Source organism: Neisseria mucosa, assembly GCF_013267835.1.
Taxonomy (GTDB): Bacteria; Pseudomonadota; Gammaproteobacteria; order Burkholderiales; family Neisseriaceae; genus Neisseria.
The window spans coordinates 625,681-642,853 of record NZ_CP053939.1; the positions used below are offsets into that span (position 1 = coordinate 625,681).

At 49.3% G+C, this 17,173-nt stretch carries 18 protein-coding genes; 8 read left to right on the plus strand and 10 right to left on the minus strand.

What is annotated here, in order from left to right:
• Positions 1 to 11: 11 nt before the first annotated feature.
• The 5 genes from FOC66_RS10810 to iscR form a co-directional block, all read right to left on the minus strand.
• A complete protein-coding gene (locus FOC66_RS10810; protein ID WP_269208296.1) occupies positions 12 to 140 on the minus strand; it encodes a hypothetical protein in 129 nt (42 codons plus the stop codon).
• 154 nt (positions 141 to 294) lie between these two features.
• Complete coding sequence (locus FOC66_RS02935; protein ID WP_003746472.1) at positions 295 to 729, minus strand: hypothetical protein; 435 nt, start codon at positions 727 to 729, stop codon at positions 295 to 297.
• A gap of 17 nt (positions 730 to 746) precedes the next feature.
• On the minus strand, positions 747 to 1,199 hold the full coding sequence (locus FOC66_RS02940) for a hypothetical protein (RefSeq protein ID WP_036493614.1): 453 nt from the start codon (positions 1,197 to 1,199) through the stop codon (positions 747 to 749).
• A 117-nt stretch (positions 1,200 to 1,316) separates the two neighbouring features.
• The gene (locus FOC66_RS02945) at positions 1,317 to 2,531 is read right to left on the minus strand and encodes an IscS subfamily cysteine desulfurase (RefSeq protein WP_003746474.1); all 1,215 of its coding nucleotides are present in this window, start codon (positions 2,529 to 2,531) and stop codon (positions 1,317 to 1,319) included.
• Positions 2,532 to 2,582: 51 nt separating this feature from the next.
• Positions 2,583 to 3,029: a Fe-S cluster assembly transcriptional regulator IscR gene (gene iscR, locus FOC66_RS02950; RefSeq protein ID WP_003746476.1), complete on the minus strand. Its 447-nt coding sequence runs from the start codon at positions 3,027 to 3,029 to the stop codon at positions 2,583 to 2,585.
• Positions 3,030 to 3,387: 358 nt separating this feature from the next.
• On the opposite strand from iscR, the gene FOC66_RS02955 reads away from it, so the two are divergent.
• On the plus strand, positions 3,388 to 4,560 hold the full coding sequence (locus tag FOC66_RS02955) for an alpha-hydroxy acid oxidase (RefSeq protein WP_003746480.1): 1,173 nt from the start codon (positions 3,388 to 3,390) through the stop codon (positions 4,558 to 4,560).
• Positions 4,561 to 4,621: 61 nt separating this feature from the next.
• Here the strand turns inward: FOC66_RS02955 and dsbD are convergent, their stop codons facing one another.
• Positions 4,622 to 6,427 (minus strand): protein-disulfide reductase DsbD, encoded by a 1,806-nt coding sequence (gene dsbD, locus FOC66_RS02960; protein ID WP_036493616.1) that lies wholly within the window; start codon positions 6,425 to 6,427, stop codon positions 4,622 to 4,624.
• 216 nt (positions 6,428 to 6,643) lie between these two features.
• Positions 6,644 to 7,417, minus strand: a complete 774-nt coding sequence (gene folE2, locus FOC66_RS02965) for a GTP cyclohydrolase FolE2 (protein WP_003746484.1) — start codon at positions 7,415 to 7,417, stop codon at positions 6,644 to 6,646.
• 177 nt (positions 7,418 to 7,594) lie between these two features.
• Here folE2 and FOC66_RS02970 point away from each other — a divergent pair, with 177 nt between their 5' ends.
• From FOC66_RS02970 to FOC66_RS02985, 4 genes are all read left to right on the plus strand, one after another.
• Complete coding sequence (locus tag FOC66_RS02970; RefSeq protein WP_003746489.1) at positions 7,595 to 8,752, plus strand: trans-sulfuration enzyme family protein; 1,158 nt, start codon at positions 7,595 to 7,597, stop codon at positions 8,750 to 8,752.
• A 70-nt stretch (positions 8,753 to 8,822) separates the two neighbouring features.
• Positions 8,823 to 9,266, plus strand: a complete 444-nt coding sequence (locus FOC66_RS02975) for an META domain-containing protein (protein ID WP_036493619.1) — start codon at positions 8,823 to 8,825, stop codon at positions 9,264 to 9,266.
• Between the two features lie 98 nt (positions 9,267 to 9,364).
• Complete coding sequence (locus FOC66_RS02980) at positions 9,365 to 10,144, plus strand: ferredoxin--NADP reductase (protein WP_003746492.1); 780 nt, start codon at positions 9,365 to 9,367, stop codon at positions 10,142 to 10,144.
• 77 nt (positions 10,145 to 10,221) lie between these two features.
• Positions 10,222 to 11,232, plus strand: coding sequence for an adenosine deaminase (locus tag FOC66_RS02985; RefSeq protein ID WP_003746493.1), 1,011 nt, complete (start codon positions 10,222 to 10,224; stop codon positions 11,230 to 11,232).
• A gap of 44 nt (positions 11,233 to 11,276) precedes the next feature.
• On the opposite strand, the gene bioB is transcribed toward FOC66_RS02985, so the two are convergent.
• Entirely contained in the window at positions 11,277 to 12,329 is a 1,053-nt protein-coding gene (bioB, locus tag FOC66_RS02990) for a biotin synthase BioB (protein WP_003746495.1), read from the minus strand.
• 217 nt (positions 12,330 to 12,546) lie between these two features.
• Between bioB and miaA the strand changes: the two genes are divergently transcribed.
• The 3 genes from miaA to hpnC are packed head-to-tail and all read left to right on the plus strand — an operon-like array spanning position 12,547 to position 15,083.
• Positions 12,547 to 13,488 (plus strand): tRNA (adenosine(37)-N6)-dimethylallyltransferase MiaA, encoded by a 942-nt coding sequence (miaA, locus tag FOC66_RS02995; protein ID WP_003746497.1) that lies wholly within the window; start codon positions 12,547 to 12,549, stop codon positions 13,486 to 13,488.
• Positions 13,489 to 13,491: 3 nt separating this feature from the next.
• Complete coding sequence (gene tadA, locus FOC66_RS03000; protein WP_003746499.1) at positions 13,492 to 14,214, plus strand: tRNA adenosine(34) deaminase TadA; 723 nt, start codon at positions 13,492 to 13,494, stop codon at positions 14,212 to 14,214.
• A 53-nt stretch (positions 14,215 to 14,267) separates the two neighbouring features.
• Positions 14,268 to 15,083 (plus strand): squalene synthase HpnC, encoded by an 816-nt coding sequence (hpnC, locus tag FOC66_RS03005; protein WP_003746501.1) that lies wholly within the window; start codon positions 14,268 to 14,270, stop codon positions 15,081 to 15,083.
• A 49-nt stretch (positions 15,084 to 15,132) separates the two neighbouring features.
• Here the strand turns inward: hpnC and htpX are convergent, their stop codons facing one another.
• Together htpX and hemF are read right to left on the minus strand one after the other, a co-directional pair.
• On the minus strand, positions 15,133 to 15,972 hold the full coding sequence (htpX, locus tag FOC66_RS03010; RefSeq protein ID WP_003746502.1) for a protease HtpX: 840 nt from the start codon (positions 15,970 to 15,972) through the stop codon (positions 15,133 to 15,135).
• Positions 15,973 to 16,161: 189 nt separating this feature from the next.
• Positions 16,162 to 17,070 (minus strand): oxygen-dependent coproporphyrinogen oxidase, encoded by a 909-nt coding sequence (gene hemF, locus FOC66_RS03015; protein WP_003746503.1) that lies wholly within the window; start codon positions 17,068 to 17,070, stop codon positions 16,162 to 16,164.
• Positions 17,071 to 17,173: the final 103 nt, after the last annotated feature.

Consider the following 17,173-nt stretch of genomic DNA (forward strand, 5'->3'; position numbering starts at 1 on the left):
CGACCTGAAATTCAGATTTTGCACGCGCCGCCTTCGCAGCCGTCATCGTTTTCCGAATCGACGCCGCCTTCCACGGTAACGCCGTCAAAATCTCCAAGCAGGCTGTCGAGATTGTCGAGGTCAAGTTCTTGTTCGTTCATGGGCTGTATCCTTGATTTTAATGTGGTGGCTTTTAGGTCGTCTGAAAAGGTTTTTTGGGATTTTCAAGACGACCTTTTTATTTATTAGGTAGGTTTAGTTGTTAAGCCCAACATTTCGGGTAGATTGATAGGCTTGTTGGGTTTTCAACCCAATCTACGCTTGCTGATTTAATTTTTTGATATAAGAAATAATCTCACTAAATTCAACTGGCTCATATCCATATGATTTTACAAATTCCACACAAACAGTAACCCACCGACTTTCTCGAAAGAAAGCTAATACAACAGATTTAACCTCTTGATAACCAAGATTTAAATCCTCATTAAAATCTTTTTCCATCAAGGAATGTAGATTACCGTCTAGTCTTCCTTCAAGTATTTTCTTATCATATTTTTCAAATATATCATGGGCTTTATCTAAATCTTCTTCAGACCAATCAAACTCAATAACTAACGATCCGATCGGATTATTCGAATAATTTTGATAGCTATTCAACATGCTTATATGGAATTTAATTTTTGCAATTTCTTCCTTTTGGTTTTCTAGAAGTTTTTGTACGTCAAAATACTGTCTATCGTCTACCATCATAAAATCCTTTTATCTTTTTACCCTATTATTTTATTGCCATTTGAAATCATTAATGCAATATCCGATTGCAAGGCATGTTTAATTTCCAGGATAGACTCTTCCGCACTTTTTTGTTCATAATAGCGATTGTATTTAGAGAGAGTATTCTTCCAACCATTGATCTTTTGTCCCAGCACAGGATTCGAAAATTTATCATCACTAGCAATAGCTAATTGCGATACTGCTGACATAAGTTTCTCAATTTCTGCGATCTCTGCATCAATTTTTACACCTCGTAAATGTCTAGCAGGTAACTTCCCAATTTTTTCATAACAATAGCGTAGATTTAAAACCATATCATGCAAATCTCTACGATTAGATATTTCATCTCTTAATTTCTCTGTTTGTTTTTTCAATCCCCATGCTTTAACAGCCGATACAATGCTGACAATACCTGCAATAATATTGATAAAAGTATTTATTTTTTCCATTTGTAATCTGTGTTCAAAAAATTTTGATTCAAAATTAGTCTATTTTCAGACGACCTGTATAGGCCTATATGTTTAGAGATCGTCTGAAGTTTAGTCAGCTAAATATTTGTACCTTTATCAATGCGCCGCCCATTCAATCGAATTCAAATCAATCCCATCTTTGAACATTTCCCACAGGGGCGACAGTTCGCGCAGTTTGCCGATTTTGGATTTGATTAGTTCAGCGGCGAACTGCACTTCTTCTTCGGTGGTCATGCGGCCGAAGGTGATGCGCAGGGATGAGTGTGCCAATTCGTCGTTGCGGCCGAGTGCGCGTAAAACGTAGCTTGGCTCAAGGCTGGCGGAGGTACAGGCGGAGCCGCTGGATACGGCGAGTTCTTTCACTGCCATAATCAGGCTTTCGCCTTCGACGAAGTTGAAACTGACGTTTAGGTTGTTCGGGGCGCGGTGTTCGAGGTCGCCGTTGATATAGACTTCTTCGATGCCTTCGATACCTTTGAGGAAGATGTCGCGCAGTTTGCGGTAGTGCGCCATGTCTTGCTCGAGTTCTTCTTTGGCGATGCGGAAGGCTTCTCCCATGCCGACGATTTGATGGGTCGGCAGGGTGCCGCTGCGGAAGCCGCGTTCGTGGCCGCCGCCGTGCATTTGGGCTTCGAGACGCACGCGTGGTTTGCGGCGTACATACAGGGCGCCGATGCCTTTGGGGCCATATACTTTGTGACCGGACATGGACAGCAAATCAACTTTGGCGGCTTCAACGTCGACAGGCACTTTGCCGCATGCTTGCGCGGCATCGACGTGGAAAATGATTTTGCGTTCGCGGCAGATTTCGCCGATGGCGGGAATGTCTTGCACCACGCCGATTTCGTTGTTTACCCACATTACGGAAACGAGAATGGTGTCTTCGCGGATGGCGGCTTTCAGTACGTCTAAATCAACCAAGCCGTTTTCTTGTACGTCCAGGTAAGTTACTTCAAAGCCTTGGCGTTCGAGTTCGCGCATGGTGTCGAGCACGGCTTTGTGCTCGGTTTTGACGGTGATGAGATGTTTGCCTTTGGTTTTGTAGAAGTTTGCCGCGCCTTTGATGGCGAGGTTGTCGGATTCGGTCGCGCCGCTGGTGAAGATAATTTCTTTGGGGTCGGCGTTAATCAGGGCGGCGATGTCGGCGCGGGCTTTTTCGACTGCCTCTTCTGCTTCCCAGCCGAATGCGTGGCTGTTGGAAGCGGGGTTGCCGAAGGTTTCGGTCAGGTAGGGAATCATTTTTTCGGCAACGCGTTTGTCAACGGGGGTTGTGGCGGCGTAGTCGAGGTATACAGGGGTTTTGACGGTCATGGTTTGCTCTTTCGTTGGGTCATCTGCCTGCGGTCTTTGCCGTAGGTCGGTTTAATGAATGTGTGTAAAGGTAACGACATGACTGCTGTCGCTGCAGTTTTTTTGTTCAATGATGCTTTGCAGCGTAACGCCGCTGAGGTAATCATTGATGGTTTTGTTTAAGTTTTCCCAAAGGTCATGGGTCAGACAGGGGGCGCCGTGGTGGCAGTTTGCTTTGCTGCCGCATTGTGTGGCATCCAGTCGGTCTTCGGCTGCGGAAATGATTTGTGCAATATTGATTTGCTCGGCGGGCGCGGCAAGGATGTAGCCTCCGCCTGGGCCGCGTAGGCTTTCAACCAATCCGGCACGGCGCAGCTTGCTGAATAATTGTTCGAGATAGGAGAGCGATATGCTTTGTCGTTCGCTGATGGCACTGAGTTTGACAGCACCGGTTTGCGCGTTCATCGCCAAATCTATCATGGCGGTTACTGCAAATCGCCCTTTGGTAGTCAGTCTCATGGTGTGGTTGCCTGTGTGGGCGTTTTTATTAGTGGGGGAATTGTCTAATATCTGAGTGTTTCAGTCAAGTATGTGGCGGCTCGGTTTGATTGTTTGTTTAAATGGTGGCATGGGTTGATTTTTAAATCGGAAAATATTTTCTTTATTTTTCTGTAATTTGGATTTGAGGCCGTCTGAAAAAAGGCTATCAACCCTACAAATATCAGGGTTAAAATGTTTTGATTTAATATTGATAGTAATATAGATTATCAAAATTATTCTTAAAATTTAGTTGTTTTGATGGAGCAAAGTGAAGGGTTGTTTGAAATGTTCAGACGGCCTGAACCATCCGTCTTTACCTTAACAGAGGCAATCGACAATGAAATGTGATTTAAGCAAAATAACCTGTATCGAAGACTTGCGCCTTGTTGCCAAACGTAAAATGCCGCGTATGTTTTATGACTATATTGACTCAGGCTCTTGGACGGAAACCACTTATCGTGAAAATACTTCGGATTTTAAAGACATCCGTTTCCGTCAAAAAGTATTGGTTAATATGGAGGGACGCAGCCTTGAGACCAAAATGATCGGGCAGGATGTGAAAATGCCGGTAGCGATTGCACCGACCGGTTTCACGGGTATGGCGCACGCCGACGGCGAAATCTTGGCGGCGCGGGCGGCGGAAAAATTTGGTATTCCGTTTACGCTGTCGACCATGTCCATTTGTTCGATTGAAGATGTGGCTGAAAACACCAGCGCGCCGTTTTGGTTTCAGCTTTATGTGATGCGCGACCGCGAGTTTATGGAAAACCTGATTAAGCGTGCGAAAGATGCTAACTGCTCGGCTTTGGTTTTGACAGCCGATTTGCAGGTTTTGGGTCAGCGCCACAAAGACATCAAAAACGGCCTGTCTGCGCCGCCGAAACCGACCATCGCCAATTTAATCAATTTGGCGACCAAACCGGAATGGTGCATGAAAATGCTGAATACGGAACGCCGCACCTTCCGCAATATTGTCGGTCATGCGAAAAACGTGGGCGATTTGTCTTCGCTGTCTTCATGGACTTCCGAACAATTCGACCCGCGCCTGAGCTGGGACGATGTGGCGCGCATTAAGGATTTGTGGGGCGGCAAGCTGATTATCAAAGGCATTATGGAACCTGAAGACGCGGAAAAGGCAGCGAAAAGCGGTGCGGACGCATTGGTTGTTTCCAATCATGGCGGCCGTCAGCTTGATGATACCGTATCCGCCATCAAAGCTTTGCCTGATGTAGTCAGCGCGGTGGGCAGCGATATCGAGGTTTGGATGGACAGTGGCATTCGCAGCGGTCAGGATATTTTGAAGGCTTGGGCTTTGGGTGCAAAAGGTACGATGATAGGCCGGGCGTTCCTGTATGGTTTGGGTGCGTATGGTGAAGAAGGCGTAACCCGTGCGCTGGAAATCCTGTATAAAGAAATGGATATTTCCATGGCGTTTACCGGTCACCGCAATATTCAAGATGTGGATTCCAGCATTTTGCGTTCTACGCGTTGGACTCAAGATGAATTTTAATTTTTAAACATAAGAAAAGGCCGTCTGAAAATCTGTTTTCAGACGGCCTCTTTATAGACTGCTATTTCTCGTTTTTGCGATACCATTCGATGAAGGCATCAGGTTTGACAAAGCCTAATAAGGCTTCGCTATGACTGCCGTCGGCGCGGACAACAAACACGCCCGGAGGGCCGAAGAGGCCGTATTCTTTCAGTAAGGCCTGATGGCCGGGAGTATTGGCAGTCACGTCGATTTGGAAGAAGCGCTGCATATCGACCGCTTCGTGTACCTGCGGCTGGTTGAGCGTGTAGGCGGCCATTTCTTTGCAGGATACGCACCAGTCGGCGTAGAAATCAATCAGCACGGGCTTGCTTGGATCGGCTTTCAAGGCGGCATCCATAGCGGCTTTGAGTTCGCCGACATCGGTAAACATCTTGCCGTGGTCGGTTTCTTGTCCGTCTTCTGATGGAGGAACCAGCGTTAGGAAGTGGTGCAGGGCGGTGGTTTGTTTATTGAAGCTTTGCCAGCCAAACCACGAGCCGCCAATCAGCAGTAAAAAGCCCAATACGGCGGCAACTGTTTTCAGACGGCCTTTTTGTTTGCCTGATTTTGCCAAAAGCATCAGGGCGGGAACAATCATCAGCAAGGTGTAGAGGCCGACTACTGCGAAATAGGGCAGATGCGGCGTGGCGAGATATACGGCAACGGCCAGCAAAATGAAGCCGAATGCGTATTTGATGCCGTTCATCCAGTCGCCTGCTTTAGGCAGGATATGGCCGCCGAATGTGCCGATGATAATGAGCGGTACGCCGGTGCCAAGTGCCAAGACGTAAAGCGCGAGGCCGCCCAACACGGCATCGCCGGTCTGGCCGATATAGCCCAAAGCAAATGCCAGCGGAGGCGCAACGCACGGGCCGACAATCAGCGCAGACAAAATACCCATGATGAAGACGGAAACGATTTTACCGCCGGAGAGTTTGCTGCTTTGATTTTGGAAATAGGATTGGACGGAGTTGGGCAGCTGGATATTGAAGAAGCCGAACATCGACAGCGCCAATACCACCATCAACGCAGCGGCGGCAAGTACGACCCAAGGTTGTTGCAGCCATACGGTCAACAGCGCGCCGGTCAAACCGGCAATCACGCCGACCAAGGTGTAGGTCAATGCCAAACCTTGTACATAAACCATAGACAAGGTAAACGCGCGGCCTTTGCCGGCTTTTTTATCGCCCACGACAATACTGGAAACAATCGGCAGGAGCGGATACATGCAGGCAGTAAAGCTTAAGCCCAAACCTGCGACAAAAAACGCCAACAGGTTGGCGTTTAAAGTATCCCAAGAGAGCTTGAAGCGGCTGCTGTCGGGATTGTTTGCACTAGGCTGGGCAGGCATTGGGCCGTCTGAAGAGGTGGACGGTTGTAAAAAGCGGTCTTTGGCAGAAACCGGCTCATCGCTTTGCGGCTGGTAAACCCCGTTGCCTTTTACGTCAAACTCAGTATCCACCGGCGGATAACACACACCGGCCTCGGCGCAGCCTTGATAAGTCAGCGTCAGTTTGTATTGCGGCGCGGCTTGTTTGTAAGGCAGGTCAACCTGTGCGGTATGGTGGTAAACCGTTTGTTTGCCGAAGAATTCGTCTTCTTTTTCTTCGCCTTTGCTGAATTTGGGTTTACCCAAGACTTTGTCCGGATCGGTTGCTGCAACGATTTTGGACTGGTACATATAGTAGCCGTCAGCGATTTTGAACTGCACGCTGACGCCTTGATCAGTTACATTGACTTGAGGCACAAAGGCTTGCTCGGGAGGCAGCAAATCATTGGCATCTACTGCGAATGCGAAGCTGCTCAAGCCTAAAAATGCAATGAGGAAATAAAGGAATTTTTTCATAATATCCACGGATATGCCGTTGAGAAACCGTCATTATAAATGATGGGAAAACAATCGGCTTAATTTAAGTTAAAGATTACGCGAGTTGTCTAATTCTTTTGAATTATATCGGATTACAGTTAACCGTACATGAGCGATAGTCTCATGTTATCGTTCAATTTATGCCAAAGGCCGTCTGAAACGTTCAGACGGCCTTTGTTGCTATTCGGCTTAACTTTAAGGATAAGCGATATAAGCGTAAGCGGAATGGTTGTGTATCGATTCGAAGTTTTCGCTTTCGACGACGAATGATTCAATGCGTTTGTCGGCTATTAACACCGTGGCCACATCACGAACCATGTCTTCGACAAACTTCGGATTTTCGTATGCTTTTTCCGTTACATACTTTTCGTCAGGGCGTTTGAGCAAGCCGTAGAGCTGGCAGCTTGCCTGTGCTTCAACGTAATCGATGATTTCTTCAATGCCTACATCCGCATTCGCAATCAGACTGACGGTTACATGCGAACGTTGATTGTGCGCGCCGTATTGGGAAATTTCTTTGGAGCACGGACACAAGGAAGTAACCGGAACCATCACTTTCAAGCTGTGGCTGTATGTACCGTTTTTGGTTTCGCCGGTCAGGGTAACATCATAGTCGAGCAGCGATTGGATGCCGGAGACCGGCGCGCTCTTCTTGCGGAAAAACGGGAAGGACACGCTGATTTTGCCGGAATGCGAATCCAGCAGGGCAACCATGTCGGCAGTCAGCTTGTGCAGCGTATCGAAATCCAAAGCATCGGTTTGTTTTTCCATCAGGGCGACAAAGCGCGACATATGCGTGCCTTTTTGGTCGGCAGGCAGGAAAACCGTCATGGTCAGGCGGGCGACGGTGGATTGTTCGCCTTCTTTGCTTTTGAGGGAAATCGGAAAGCGCAGGTCTTTGATGCCGACCTGATTAATCGGCAGGTTGCGTAAATCGCGGCTGGATTGCACGTCTGCAATGGCGTTCATGCGTTGTATGTCCTTCATGATAGGATTGTTGAGATGCGTGTAGGGGAATCGGCTCGTGTCGGCCGATTTGCAAATGCGAGATTATATCACTTGCTTTATCCGCCTGCATTGATTGTTTCTATTTTTCAGATAGTGATAAAATCTTCGATTATTCACATCTACATAGGCAGAGACCCAATGAAATTCGCCACGAAAGCCATCCATTCCAGCTACGATTGCGACGAACACAACCGTGCGCTGATGCCGCCGATTTATCAAAACAGTATGTTTGCGCTGCACGAAATCGGCGAGCAGGTTCCTTACCGCTATTCGCGTCTGAGCAACCCGACCCGCCAAGTCTTGGAAGATACCGTTGCCGATTTGGAGCACGGTGCGGCCGGTTTTGCGTTTTCCAGCGGCATGGCGGGGATTGATGCCGTGTGGCGCACTTTCCTGCAACCTGGCGATACCCTTGTTGCCGTCGCCGATATTTACGGCGGCGCTTATGATTTATTGGTCGATGTTTATCAAAAATGGGGTGTGAACGTTATTTTTGCCGATTTGGGCAATCCGGATAATTTGGACGAGCTGCTCAAAGCACACAATGTCAAACTGGTTTGGTTGGAGACTCCGTCCAATCCGCTTTTGCGCTTGGTAGACATCAAAGCGCTTGCCGAGAAAGCCAAAGCGGCCGGCGCGCTGGTCGGCATCGACAACACCTTTGCCACGCCGTATCTGCAACAACCCTTGGATATGGGTTGCGATTTTGTGTTCCATTCCGCTACCAAATATTTGTGCGGCCATTCCGACGTATTGATGGGCATCGTTGTGGCCAAAACCAAAGAACTGGCACAGCCTTTGCACGACATGATGGTGCATACCGGCGCGATTGCAGGTCCGATGGACTGCTGGCTGGTGTTGCGCGGTATCAAAACACTGGCTCTGCGCATGAATGCCCATTGCCAAAACGCACTCGAAATCGCGCGCCGTTTGGAAGCTCATCCTGCCATTGAAAAAGTGTTCTATCCCGGCCTGCCGTCGCACGAATATTACGAACTCGCCAAAACACAAATGCCCAAAGGCATCGGCGGCGTGGTTACGGTTTATCTCAAAAACGACACGCGTGAAGCGGCCAATAGCGTGATTAAAAACATGAAACTGGTCAAAATGGCTTCCAGCCTCGGCGGCGTGGAAAGTCTGGTCAACCATTGCTATTCCCAATCCCACAGCGGCGTGCCGCATGATGTGAAAATGGAAATGGGCATCAAAGTCGGCCTGCTGCGTTTCTCTGTCGGTATTGAAGATGTGGACGATATTTGGAACGATATTTCCAAAGCATTGGATACGACTTTGTAAATAAGGCTTAAAGGCCGTCTGAAGGTGGATGGTTTTTCAGACGGCCTTTAGCAATAAATTAGGAATGGATATGAAAACATTATTCGGCGCATTAATGAGTATGGTGGTTTTGGCAGCTTGTACATCTCCTTCAGCGTCTCAGGCTGAACAAGCCTCTAAAGTGCAGGTGCAAACTCAACAAATGGCGCAGCCTACTTTAGCTGCCAAATGGCGTGTTGTTGCTTTCAATAAATTCACTGAAAAAGAATTGGCCGGTACTGATGCCTATCTGGATTTGAGCGAGATGCCTAAGGCGTATGGCAAGATGGGTTGCAACGGTATGATGTTTCAAGCCAATACGATTGGTTCGGACAAAATTGATTTTGGCCATATTGCGGTAAACATGATGCTGTGTGAAGACATGAAGTTGGAAGATGCGTTTTTGCGCAAACAAAGCGTGTGGAACTATCGTTTTGACGGTAACGATTTGATTTTGGAACAAAAAGGCATCAGTATCCGTTTGCGCCGTGAATAATCTTAAAGGCCGTCTGAAAATAAATATTTCAGACGGCCTTTTGAATCTTTATAATAAGCCCTATTTGAAACTGATACCGCATATCAAGGAAACCTATTATGGCAGCTTCTCCAGAAGCCAAGTTTACCGAAGAAAAAGTCTTGTGGGTCAAACACCATACGCCTAAGCTGATGACTTTTGCCATCAGCCGCCCCGAGTCCTACCGTTTTTCGGCAGGGCAGTTTTCGCGCCTTGGTTTTCGTGACGGCGAGGGCTTTATTTGGCGCGCGTATTCTGTCGTTTCTGCCGAATACGCCGATACGCTTGAGTATTTCGCGGTGTTAATCGAAGGCGGCCCGATGTCGGCACGTTTTGCTGCGATGAAAGAGGGTGACACTATTTTGCTGGATAAAACGGCTACCGGTTTCCTCTTGCCCGAGCGTTTCCCCGACGGTAAGGATTTGGTCATGCTCTGCACGGGTTCCGGCATTGCGCCTTTCCTCTCCATTATCGAGCAGCCTGAAATTTGGCAGCGTTTCGACCGTTTGGTTTTGGCGCATTCCGTCTCTTATGCCGACGAGTTGATTTTCAACCAACGCCTTGCCGATTTGAAAGAGCATCCGCTGATTGAAGAATATTTCCATAAATTCACTTTTGTTCCGGTTACCACGCGTGAAGAAACGGAAGGCGCATTGAGCGGCAAACGGATTCCCGAATTGCTGAAGAATGGCGGTTTGGAAGCAAAAATCGGCTTTAAGTTCACCAAGGCCGATACGCGCTTTATGGTTTGCGGCAATCCGGCAATGGTCAAAGACACTTTCCAAGCCCTGATGGATTTGGGCTATGCCATGCACCGCAACCGCATCCCCGGCGAAATCATGATGGAAAATGGTTTTTAACAGATAAATGGTCAAAGGCCGTCTGAATATTTCAGACGGCCTTCAATATTAAATATAAACCGAAAAACAGAGAAAATATGAATATCAAACAACTTATCCAAGCCCTGCCCAAAGCCGAGCTGCACGTCCATATCGAAGGGACGTTCGAGCCGGAATTGATGTTTGAAATCGCCAAGCGCAACCGTATAGCGATTCCTTATGAAAATGTCGAAGCGGTACGGCAGGCTTATGATTTTCACAATTTGCAGTCGTTTTTGGATATTTATTATGCCGGTGCCGGCGTATTGTTGCAGGAGGCGGATTTTTACGATTTGACCCGCGCGTATCTTGAGCGTTGCCGTGAAGACAATGTCGTGCATACGGAAATATTTTTCGATCCGCAAACCCATACTGCGCGGGGCGTGGCGTTTGAAACCGTGATTAACGGCATTGTTCGCGCCTGCCGTGAAGCCGGGCAGCAATGGGACATAAGCACGCGTTTGATTATGTGTTTCCTGCGGCATTTGTCGGAAGAAAGCGCATTTGAAACCTTAAATCAGGCTTTGCCGTATAAAGAACACATCATCGGCGTAGGCTTGGATTCGAGCGAACTGGGGCATCCGCCGTCCAAGTTTGAACGCGTGTTTGCACAGGCGCGGACGGAGGGTTTGTTGACAGTGGCGCATGCCGGAGAAGAAGGCCCGCCGGAATATGTTTACGAGGCTTTGGACTTGCTGCATGTCCGCCGTATCGATCATGGCGTACGGGCGGAAGAAGACGAGGCATTGATGACGCGTTTGATTAAAGAGCAAATGCCCTTGACCGTGTGCCCGTTGAGCAATTTGAAATTGAAAGTATTTCCGGAGATGGCAAAACACAATTTGCGCCGTATGTTGCAACGCGGCGTGTTGATAACCGTCAATTCCGATGATCCGGCGTATTTCGGCGGCTATATGAACCGCAATTTTGAAGCGCTTGCCGAGGCATTGGATTTGAGTGCGGAAGAAATCAAAACCTTGTGCGCCAATTCGTTCCGCGCTTCGTTTTTGAACGAGGCGGAAAAGGAAGAATGGATACGGAAGATTGAAGGTTTTCATGTTGAATCATGATAAAAGGCCGTCTGAAAGTTTCAGACGGCCTTTTATCATGACGGTTAATAGTCGACTTTGATTTTAGGCGTTTCCTGCGCGGCTTTGTATTCTTCTTCCAATTCAAAGCGCAGTGGATACAAATTCAATTTTTCCATCAGCAGGCGGTCGCCGTCTTCGTCCGGATTGCCCGTAGTCAGCAGCTTGTCGCCGTAGAAAATCGAGTTTGCGCCAGCCATGAAACACATGGCCTGCATGGATTCCGGCATATTGCTGCGGCCTGCGGAGAGGCGGACGTAGCTGTGCGGCATGGTAATGCGCGCGACGGCGATGGTACGGACAAATTCCGTCCAGTCCAAATCTTCGGCATCGGCCAGCGGCGTGCCTTCCACTTTGACCAACTGGTTGATCGGCACGCTTTCGGGTTGCGGGTCGAGGTTGGCAAGGCTGGCAATTAGGCCTGCGCGTTCGGCGCGGGTTTCGTTCATGCCGACGATGCCGCCGCAGCAGACTTTCAAACCGGCATTGCGGACTTTGCCCAAAGTATCCATGCGGTCTTCGTGTTTGCGGGTGTGGATGATGTCGTTGTAGCGTTCGGGGTCGGTATCGAGGTTGTGGTTGTAGTAGTCCAGGCCGGCTTTTTTGAAGTCTTCCGCCATGCCGTCTTCGAGCATGCCGAAGGTGCCGCACACTTCCATGCCCAAGCTTTTTACCGCGCTGATGATTTCGGAAACGACAGCCACGTCTTTGGGTTTGGGGCCGCGCCATGCCGCGCCCATGCAGAAACGGCTGGCGCCGCGCGACTGGGCAATTTTGGCTTTTTCGACGATTTCATCTACATCCATCATCTGCTCTTTGCCCAGATTAGTGTTGTGGTGTGCCGATTGCGGGCAGTAGGCGCAGTCTTCGGGACAGCCGCCGGTTTTGATGGAGAGCAGGGTGGAGAGTTGGATTTCGCGCGGATTGAAGTTTTGGCGGTGGATTTCGGCGGCTTGGAAAACGAGGTCGAGAAAAGGCAGTCCAAACAAAGCCTCGACATCGCATTTTTTCCAATAACGCGCAGTCGGATGCGGCTTGCGCTCGGTTTGACGGCGCAAGGCTACGGGAGATACGGTCATAGTGTGTTCTTTCGTGTTTACAGCGGCGCAGTGTCGCTGACGGCTTGACTGCCGGCGCAATGACGGCAGCAGCAGGTTTGAAATCAATATAAAAGGCCGTCTGAAACGGCGCAGCAAGTGTAACGCTTTTGATAATGTAGAGCAAATGTTTCAGACGGCCTGAAATATGGTCTGCCCGGGTTTGCTATAATCGCATTTTTAATTTTTCCGTTTTCTTATGAACGCGCCCAAAGCTTTCGCCGTACTCGGCCCGACTGCCGGCGGTAAAACCGCACTGGCCTTAAATATTGCCCGATCGTTGCCGGTGGAAATCATCAGTTTGGACTCCGCGCTGGTGTATCGCGGCATGGACATCGGTACGGCCAAGCCGACTGCCGAAGAGCTTGCCGCCGTACCGCATCATTTGATTGATATTATCTCGCCGCTGGAAAGTTACAGTGCGGCGGATTTTGTCGGCGACTGCGTGCGCTTGGTGAACGAAATACATGCGCGCGGACGCTATCCGCTGATTGTCGGCGGCACGATGATGTATTTCCACGCGCTGACGGAAGGCTTGAACGATTTACCCGGCGCGGATGCGGCGGTGCGCGCACAGCTTCAGGCGGAAAAGAACGAACACGGTCTGGCAGGCCTGTATCGCCGTTTACAGGAAGTTGACCCGATTACGGCAGGCCGTCTGAAAGCCAATGACAGCCAGCGTATTGAACGCGCTTTGGAAGTCTATCTTCTGACCGGAAAGCCTTTGAGCAAACATTTTACAGAGCAGAAGCAGGCCGCGCCTTTATTGGATTTATGTACGGTTGCCCTGATTCCCGAAGACCGTCATTTGTTACACCGCCAAATCGAAAAACGCTTTTTAAATATGCTGGAACACGGTTTCCTCGATGAAATGCACACCTTGCGCCGCGATTATCCGCAACTGCATGCGGATATGCCGTCTATGCGCTGCGTGGGCTACCGTCAGGCTTGGGATTATCTCGTAGGCGAAACCGATTATGAAAGCTTTGTCGAAAAAGGCATTGTTGCCACGCGCCAGCTTGCCAAACGCCAGTTGACCTGGTTGCGGAAAATTCCTTTGGCGCACACGTTAGATCCTTACGCAGACAGCGATTATGTTCAGACGGCCTTAGCCTTGGCGCGACGGCATTTTCAGGAATAATCCATGCTGACCACGCCACCACTTTCGCCTAAAACATTGACCGCGCTAAAAGAATTGGGTATTTGTACACTGGAAGATTTACAAAAAATCGGCGCAGTCCGCGCATTTCTATTGCTGAAAGCATCGAGTTTGACCGTAACCAAAAGCACCTTGTGGCAACTGGATGCGTTGGTTTCAGGTGTGGATGTCCGGCATATTTCCGAGGAGGGAAAGACGGAGCTGGGCGAGGCTTTGAAAAACCATCCGCCTGTTGCCGTTTTCCCTTTGCAAAACGATATGGAAGCCTTTATGCGGCTGGCGATAGAACAGGCCAGACAATCAGCGGCATTGGGCGAAGTGCCCGTTGGCGCGGTCATCGTATATCAAGGCAAGGCAATCGCAGCGGCACACAATACCTGCATTGGCGACCACAATGTCAGCCACCATGCCGAAATCAACGCGCTTGCCGCCGCAGGCAAAGCCTTACAAAACTACCGCTTGGAAGATTGCGACGTATACATCACCTTAGAACCTTGCGCCATGTGCGCCTCTGCCTTGATACAGGCACGGGTCGGGCGCGTGATTTATGGTGCGGCCGAACCCAAAACCGGCGCGGCAGGCAGCGTGGTCGATTTGTTTGCCGACAAACGTCTGAACAAGCATACCGCAATTTTAGGCGGCATATTGGTAGAAGAATGCCAAAGCGTATTGCAGGATTTCTTTGCGGCCAAACGGAAGGCCGTCTGAATTTCAGACGGCCTGTCAGCAAAAATACTTTATTTTAAATTTTCGGATTTCCCATGTCAGTCAATCATTACGAAAACTTCCCAGTCGGCTCCATTGTGTTGCCACGCCGTTTGCGTAAGCCGGTTCACGCCGTTTACGCTTTTGCGCGGACGGCGGACGATATTGCCGACGAAGGCAACGCCGAAGCAGCCGAGCGCCTGCACCAACTGGACGAACTGAAATCAGAGTTAGACCGCATTGCAAAAGGTGGGAAACCGCAAACGGCTTTGATGCAACGTTTATATAACGAAGCGATTGTGCCGTTTCAATTGCCGTTGCAGCCGTTTTATGATTTGCTGGCGGCGTTCAGTCAGGATGTGGTCAAAACCCGTTATGAAAACTTTGGCGAATTGATTGCCTATTGCCGTTTGTCCGCCAATCCGGTGGGACGTATTATGCTGCATTTGTACGGGCAAACCGATGAAGTGAGCATGGCGCAAAGCGACGGCATTTGCACTGCCTTGCAGCTGATTAATTTCTGGCAGGACGTGGCGGTAGATTGGCAAAAAGGACGCGTGTACATCCCTCATGAAGATTTGCAGAAGTTCAAAGTCAGTGAAGAGCAGATTGCGGCCGGCAAAGCCGACTTTGCTTTCCAACGATTGATGGCGCACGAGTGCCAACGTGCTTTTCAAATGCTGAAGGCCGGCTCGCCGTTGGGCAAAACCCTCAAAGGACGAATCGGTTTTGAGTTGCGCATGATTATTGTCGGCGGCCAGTTGATTTTGCAGAAGCTGGACGGTTGCAAATATGATGTGTTTAACCAGCGGCCGTTGTTGGATAAGAAAGACTGGATGATTATCATCAAACGGGCTTTGCTGAAGAAATAAAAAAAAGGCCGTCTGAACTTAATGTTTCAGACGGCCTTGATGTTTTCGATTAGCGGTTTTTCAAACGGCTGATACGGTTGTCCAATGAAGGATGGGTGCTGAACCAAGAGTCTTTGGCATCGCTGGCAATGCCCATTGCCGTCATGGTTTGCGGCAAATCGCTGGGGTTGCCTTTCAAGCGTTGCAGGGCGGCAATCATTTTCGGCGCGCCCACCAGTTTTGCAGCACCCGCATCGGCACGGTATTCGCGTTGGCGGCTGAACCACATCACAATAATGCTGGCAAGGAAGCCGAATACAACCTGCAAGACCATGCTGACCATGAAATATGTGCTTTGAGAAGTGCTGCCGTCATTGTTTCGCGCCACCATGCTGGAAATGATACGCGCCAAGAAGACGACAAAAGTATTCACAATACCTTGAATCAGCGTCAGCGTTACCATATCGCCGTTGCCGACGTGTGCCATTTCATGCGCCAAAACGGCTTCGACTTCATCGCGGGTCATGTGGTCGAGCAGGCCGGTGCTGACGGCGACGAGCGAGCTGTTTTTGGTCGCGCCGGTTGCAAAGGCGTTAGGCTCGGACGAGTTGTAAATGGCGACTTCCGGCGTTTTCAGATTCCATTGGCGGGCTTGCGCTTCAACAGTTGCCAACAGCCAAGCTTCTTCTTCGCTTTGGGGCTGGTCGATGACGACGGCGCCGACCGAATGTTTGGCAATGGTTTTCGACATCAGCAGGGAGACAATCGAGCCGCTGAAGCCGACGACTGCGGAATAAGCCAACAGACTGCCGACTTGGTTGGTACTGTTGATGCCCAAGATGGCCAAAACAACACGGATGACAACCAAAACGGCGATATTGGTTGCGATAAATAAGAAAATGCGTTTCACCGATTATTCCTTTTTAGTGCGGTTTGTGAGGTGATTTTTATATGGGCGCATTGTCTCAAAAACTCTATAGAGATGAAACAGCATGATAGGCAAAGGTATGCAAATTCAAAGCAATTGAAGCAAAGGCCGTCTGAAAAGGTAGTCTCAACCAGTGAGAATCGCTTTTCAGACGGCCTTTTATAGGTAAAACTATCTACCGGCTTCTTTTAGCCAGTTGCGCGGTATGAGGAATTGATTGAGGCGTGCTTCGGGCGAACCTTCTTCCGGCGCATATTGATACTCAAAGCGCACCAAAGGTGGCATGGACATCAAAATGCTTTCCGTGCGTCCGCCGCTTTGCAGGCCGAACAGCGTGCCTCTGTCCCAAACCAAGTTAAATTCAACATAGCGTCCGCGACGGTAGAGTTGGAAGTCGCGTTCACGTTCTCCATAAGGCGTGTTTTTGCGTTTTGCCACAATCGGCAGATACGCTGCGATATAGCCTTCTCCGACTGCCTTGATAAAATTCAGGCAGGTATCGAAATCCCAGCGGTTTAAATCGTCAAAAAACAGGCCCCCCACGCCGCGTGTTTCGTTACGGTGTTTCAAGTAGAAATATTCGTCACACCATTGTTTGAATTCAGGATAAACCGATTCGCCAAATGGCGCGCATACGTCTCGCGCTACGGTGTGCCAATGCACAATATCTTCTTCAAAAGGGTAAAACGGCGTCAAATCAAAGCCGCCGCCAAACCACCAAACCGGCTCGGCATTTTCAGGATAGGCAATAAAAAAGCGCACGTTCGCATGGCTGGTCGGTACATACGGATTTTTCGGATGAATGACCAGCGACACGCCCATGGCTTCAAACGCTGCGCCCGCCAGTTCAGGACGGTGCGCCGTCGCTGAAGCAGGCATTTTGCTGCCTTTCACATGAGAAAAATTCACACCGGCCTGCTCGAATACTGCGCCGTTTTTCAATACGCGTGTTTCGCCGATGCCCAATTTCCCTGTCCATGCTTCATGCACAAATTCGGCTTCGCCATCTTCTTGCTCCAACGCGGCGCAGATTTGGTTTTGCAGGGTTTTGAGGAGGGTTAGAACGGATTCTGTGTGCATGATATATCCTTGATGGTGTTTGTTATGGGCAAATTTTTGCACAGGCCTATCTTGTAACCAAGCTTCATTCATCAGCAATAGATTGAAAGGTATCGATGATATT

What these genes read in the sequence shown, in the direction of transcription:
- FOC66_RS02935 (WP_003746472.1), bottom strand. Translation starts at nt 729, where the DNA reads ATGATGGTAGACGATAGACAGTATTTTGACGTACAAAAACTTCTAGAA.
- hemF (WP_003746503.1), bottom strand. Translation starts at nt 17,070, where the DNA reads ATGCACACAGAATCCGTTCTAACCCTCCTCAAAACCCTGCAAAACCAA.
- FOC66_RS02945 (WP_003746474.1), bottom strand. Translation starts at nt 2,531, where the DNA reads ATGACCGTCAAAACCCCTGTATACCTCGACTACGCCGCCACAACCCCC.
- hpnC (WP_003746501.1), top strand. Translation starts at nt 14,268, where the DNA reads ATGTCAGTCAATCATTACGAAAACTTCCCAGTCGGCTCCATTGTGTTG.
- miaA (WP_003746497.1), top strand. Translation starts at nt 12,547, where the DNA reads ATGAACGCGCCCAAAGCTTTCGCCGTACTCGGCCCGACTGCCGGCGGT.
- FOC66_RS02955 (WP_003746480.1), top strand. Translation starts at nt 3,388, where the DNA reads ATGAAATGTGATTTAAGCAAAATAACCTGTATCGAAGACTTGCGCCTT.
- iscR (WP_003746476.1), bottom strand. Translation starts at nt 3,029, where the DNA reads ATGAGACTGACTACCAAAGGGCGATTTGCAGTAACCGCCATGATAGAT.
- dsbD (WP_036493616.1), bottom strand. Translation starts at nt 6,427, where the DNA reads ATGAAAAAATTCCTTTATTTCCTCATTGCATTTTTAGGCTTGAGCAGC.
- tadA (WP_003746499.1), top strand. Translation starts at nt 13,492, where the DNA reads ATGCTGACCACGCCACCACTTTCGCCTAAAACATTGACCGCGCTAAAA.
- FOC66_RS02940 (WP_036493614.1), bottom strand. Translation starts at nt 1,199, where the DNA reads ATGGAAAAAATAAATACTTTTATCAATATTATTGCAGGTATTGTCAGC.
- FOC66_RS02985 (WP_003746493.1), top strand. Translation starts at nt 10,222, where the DNA reads ATGAATATCAAACAACTTATCCAAGCCCTGCCCAAAGCCGAGCTGCAC.
- folE2 (WP_003746484.1), bottom strand. Translation starts at nt 7,417, where the DNA reads ATGAACGCCATTGCAGACGTGCAATCCAGCCGCGATTTACGCAACCTG.
- FOC66_RS02975 (WP_036493619.1), top strand. Translation starts at nt 8,823, where the DNA reads ATGAAAACATTATTCGGCGCATTAATGAGTATGGTGGTTTTGGCAGCT.
- FOC66_RS02980 (WP_003746492.1), top strand. Translation starts at nt 9,365, where the DNA reads ATGGCAGCTTCTCCAGAAGCCAAGTTTACCGAAGAAAAAGTCTTGTGG.
- bioB (WP_003746495.1), bottom strand. Translation starts at nt 12,329, where the DNA reads ATGACCGTATCTCCCGTAGCCTTGCGCCGTCAAACCGAGCGCAAGCCG.
- FOC66_RS02970 (WP_003746489.1), top strand. Translation starts at nt 7,595, where the DNA reads ATGAAATTCGCCACGAAAGCCATCCATTCCAGCTACGATTGCGACGAA.
- FOC66_RS10810 (WP_269208296.1), bottom strand. Translation starts at nt 140, where the DNA reads ATGAACGAACAAGAACTTGACCTCGACAATCTCGACAGCCTGCTTGGA.